This window comes from Streptomyces sp. NPDC028635 (genome assembly GCF_040637635.1).
Classification (GTDB): Bacteria; Actinomycetota; Actinomycetes; order Streptomycetales; family Streptomycetaceae; genus Streptomyces.
Genome location: NZ_JBEZWX010000082.1, coordinates 1 through 3318, shown reverse-complemented (window position 1 = coordinate 3318; position 3318 = coordinate 1). Strand labels below are relative to the sequence as shown.

3 protein-coding genes are annotated in these 3318 nt (G+C 75.2%); 2 read left to right on the top strand and 1 reads right to left on the bottom strand.

The window, feature by feature from the left end; genetic code table 11:
* Window positions 1-144: 144 nt before the first annotated feature.
* The gene (locus AB0E88_RS35600; protein ID WP_361639344.1) at window positions 145-1098 is read right to left on the bottom strand and encodes an ROK family protein; all 954 of its coding nucleotides are present in this window, start codon (window positions 1096-1098) and stop codon (window positions 145-147) included.
* A 231-nt stretch (window positions 1099-1329) separates the two neighbouring features.
* On the opposite strand from AB0E88_RS35600, the gene AB0E88_RS35595 reads away from it, so the two are divergent.
* Together AB0E88_RS35595 and AB0E88_RS35590 are read left to right on the top strand one after the other, a co-directional pair.
* Entirely contained in the window at window positions 1330-2418 is a 1089-nt protein-coding gene (locus AB0E88_RS35595; protein WP_361639342.1) for a LacI family DNA-binding transcriptional regulator, read from the top strand.
* Between the two features lie 50 nt (window positions 2419-2468).
* Complete coding sequence (locus tag AB0E88_RS35590; protein ID WP_361639339.1) at window positions 2469-3227, top strand: hypothetical protein; 759 nt, start codon at window positions 2469-2471, stop codon at window positions 3225-3227.
* Window positions 3228-3318 lie beyond the last annotated feature (91 nt).

The window sequence follows — 3318 nt, the reverse complement described above, 5'->3', positions numbered from 1 at the left end:
ACCGGCTCGGGGTTCTACACCTACGGCTGATTACACAGCGCGACATCCGGGCGGGGCCCGCCCCCCCCCCCGGGCCGGCCCCCCCCCCGGGCGCGGCCCCCCCCCCGGCCGGCGCACCGCCCGTGTCCCGGGCGGCGGCTTCGCTCAGACCCCCGCCGCGGCGGCTCCCACCGCTCCCGTGAGCGCGGCCGCCGCCGCTCCCACCAGGCCCGCGTCAGTGCCCATCTGGGCCGGGGCCACCGTCAGCCGGCGAACGAAGGACAGGGTCGCGTAGTCGGCCAGGAAGCGGCGCAGGGGGGCGAGGAGGACCTCGCCGGCCTTGCCGACGCCCCCGCCGATCACCGCGATGTCGATCTCCACCAGAGTCGCCGTGGCCGCGATGCCGGCGGCCAGCGCCTTGGCGGCCCGCTCGAAGGAGGCGACGGCCACGGGATCCCCGGCCCGCGCCGCGGCGGCCACCGCGGCGGCGGAGGTGTCGCCGTCGGGGCCGGGCCGCCAGCCGTCGTCGAGGGCGCGGCGGGCGATGTTCGGGCCGCTGGCGATGCGCTCGACACAGCCACGCGAGCCGCACGGACACAGGTCGCCGTCGAGGTCCACACTGATGTGCCCGATGTGACCGGCGTTGCCGGTGGGGCCGGGGTGCAGCCGGCCGTTGAGCACCAGACCGCCGCCGACGCCCGTGGACACCACCATGCACAGGGCGTTGGCGTGCCCGCGGGCCGCGCCCTGCCAGTGCTCGGCGGCGGTGATCGCCACACCGTCACCGATCAGTTCGACCGGCAGACCACCGGTCACCGCACGGGCCCGCCCCACCAACGGGAAGTCACGCCAGCCGGGGATGTTCACCGGGCTCACCGTGCCCGTGGAGGCGTCCACCGGGCCCGCGCTGCCGATGCCGAGGGCCCGCGCGCGCCCCCACAGCGGCGACACCGTCAGCTCGCCGAGCACCTCCTCGACGGCCCGCATCACGGTGTCGCCGTCCTCCCGGGCGGGCGTCGGGCGCTGGGCCCGCACCAGGATCGTGCCGCGGTCGTCGACCAGCGCGCCGGCGATCTTGGTGCCGCCGATGTCGAGCGCGGCCACGAGGTCGGTGGTCATCAGTGTCGGATCTCCCCGTTCGGCAGTGGGAACCAAGCGAAACCTGAAAGGGTGCGGAAAGCCGCAGCCCGGCGGGCGGTGGGGGCGCGGGCCGGAACGTGCGGTGCACAGTCTCCCCCGCGCGTGACAACGTTGTCCAGGCTCTATGCTCGACGCCACATCCTCATACAAGCCATGGACCACCGCATCCTCGCGGCGGTTGGATGGGGCCGACGGACCCGTCGCCCCCTCGTGGACCACAGGACAGGACAGCGCACCGTGCCCGAGACCGCCCGCAGCACCGCCCGCCTCACCGACCGCCTGCCCGGCAGCCGGTACGGCAACCGTCCCACCATGAAGGACGTCGCGGCCCGCGCCGGAGTCGGCCTGAAGACCGTCTCCCGGGTGGTCAACGGCGAGCCCGGCGTCACCCCGGACACCGAGCGGCGCGTGCAGGAGGCCATCGAGGCGCTGGGCTTCCGCCGCAACGACAGCGCGCGCGTGCTGCGCAAGGGCCGCACCGCGAGCATCGGCCTGGTCCTGGAGGACCTCGCCGACCCGTTCTACGGCCCGCTCAGCCGCGCGGTGGAGGAGGTGGCACGGGCGCACGGCGCGCTGCTGATCAACGGCTCCAGCGCCGAGGACCCGGACCGCGAGCAGGAGCTCGCCCTCGCGCTGTGCGCGCGGCGCGTGGACGGCCTGGTGGTGATCCCGGCCGGGGACGACCACCGCTATCTGGAACCGGAGATACGGGCCGGGGTGGCGACCGTGTTCGTGGACCGCCCGGCGGGCCGTATCGACGCGGACTGCGTGCTGTCGGACAACTACGGCGGCGCCCGCGACGGCGTCGCCCACCTGATCGCTCACGGGCACCGCAGGATCGGCTTCATCGGCGACATGCCCCGCATCCACACCGCGGCCGAGCGGCTGCGCGGCTACCGCGCGGCGATGGAGGACGCGGGCATACCCGTGGCGGACTCCTGGATGTCGCTGGGCGCCACCGACCCCGAGCGGGTGCGCCGGGCCGCCGAGGAGATGCTGGCCGGTTCCGAGCCGGTGACGGCGATCTTCACCGGCAACAACCGGGTCTCGGTGACCGTGATCCGGGTCCTCGCGGCCCACGGCCGCCCGGTCGCCCTCGTCGGCTTCGACGACGTCGAACTCGCCGACCTGCTCCAGCCGGGCCTCACGGTGGTCGCCCAGGACGCGGCGGCGCTCGGCCGCACCGCCGCCGAGCGGCTCTTCCGCCAGCTGGACGGCGACCTCGTCGCCCCCGAGCGCGTCGAACTGCCGACCCGCCTGATCATGCGCGGATCCGGCGAGCTGCCTCCGGCGGACTAGGTCGCGGCGTCCGGCACCGCGCCGTCGGCGGACGACTAGTCTGGGTGCCGATGGTGCATTCCAGCCTCGCAGCGCTCGGCCTGGCCCAGGTGCCGCGGGAGGACCCGCTGCTGTACCCCGGCGCCTGGCCGCGGGATTCAGGACTGCTCGACGGTGACCGGCTGCTGCCGCTCGACCGTCTGGTGTACGACGACCGCGCCCCCGTGCTGGCGGTCGGCTCCAACGCCTGCCCCGGCCAGCTGCGGCACAAGCTGGACGAGTTCGGCGTCACCTCACCCGTGCCGATGGTGCGGGCCCGGGTGACCGGTGTGGACGTCGGGGTCTCCGCGCACGTCAGCCGCATGGGCTATGTCTCGGCCTCGCCCGTCCGCTCCCCCGCCCGCATGCGGGACCTGTTCGTCCTCTGGCTGGACCCCGAGCAGCTCGCCGTCATCGACGCGAGCGAGGGCGTGCCGCTGCCGCACGGCAACTTCGCACGCAGGTGGCTGCCCGCGCCGGACGTACGCGTGGAGCTGACGGACGGCCGCCTGCTCCCGGGCGTGTACTCCTACGTCAACCGCCACGGCGTCCTGCACGGCACCAGCCGAGCACCACGCCGCCACCCCGGCCAGCGCGCACTGCTCAGCGAACTCGTCCGCGTCTCGGCGCGTCTGCGGGAACTGTTCGGAGCGACCCCGGAGGAGTTCTGCACCCGGGCCCGCGCAGACGCGGGACTGTGCGCCCGGGGCACGCGCCTGTTCGCCGAGGAGAACCTCGTCACGACCTCCGGCCTGGAGCGGTACGCCCCCGCCGGCCGCCCACGGCCGTAAGGGGCCGGGGCGGGGGGTGTCCGCCCGCAGCGTCCGGCACCGGCGGTGGGCGCCGTATCGAGTGACGGCCGGCCGGACCGAGGACGGACAC

Excerpts from the sequence above, each read along its gene's own strand:
- AB0E88_RS35600 (WP_361639344.1), bottom strand. The coding sequence starts at position 1,098 with ATGACCACCGACCTCGTGGCCGCGCTCGACATCGGCGGCACCAAGATC.
- AB0E88_RS35590 (WP_361639339.1), top strand. The coding sequence starts at position 2,469 with ATGGTGCATTCCAGCCTCGCAGCGCTCGGCCTGGCCCAGGTGCCGCGG.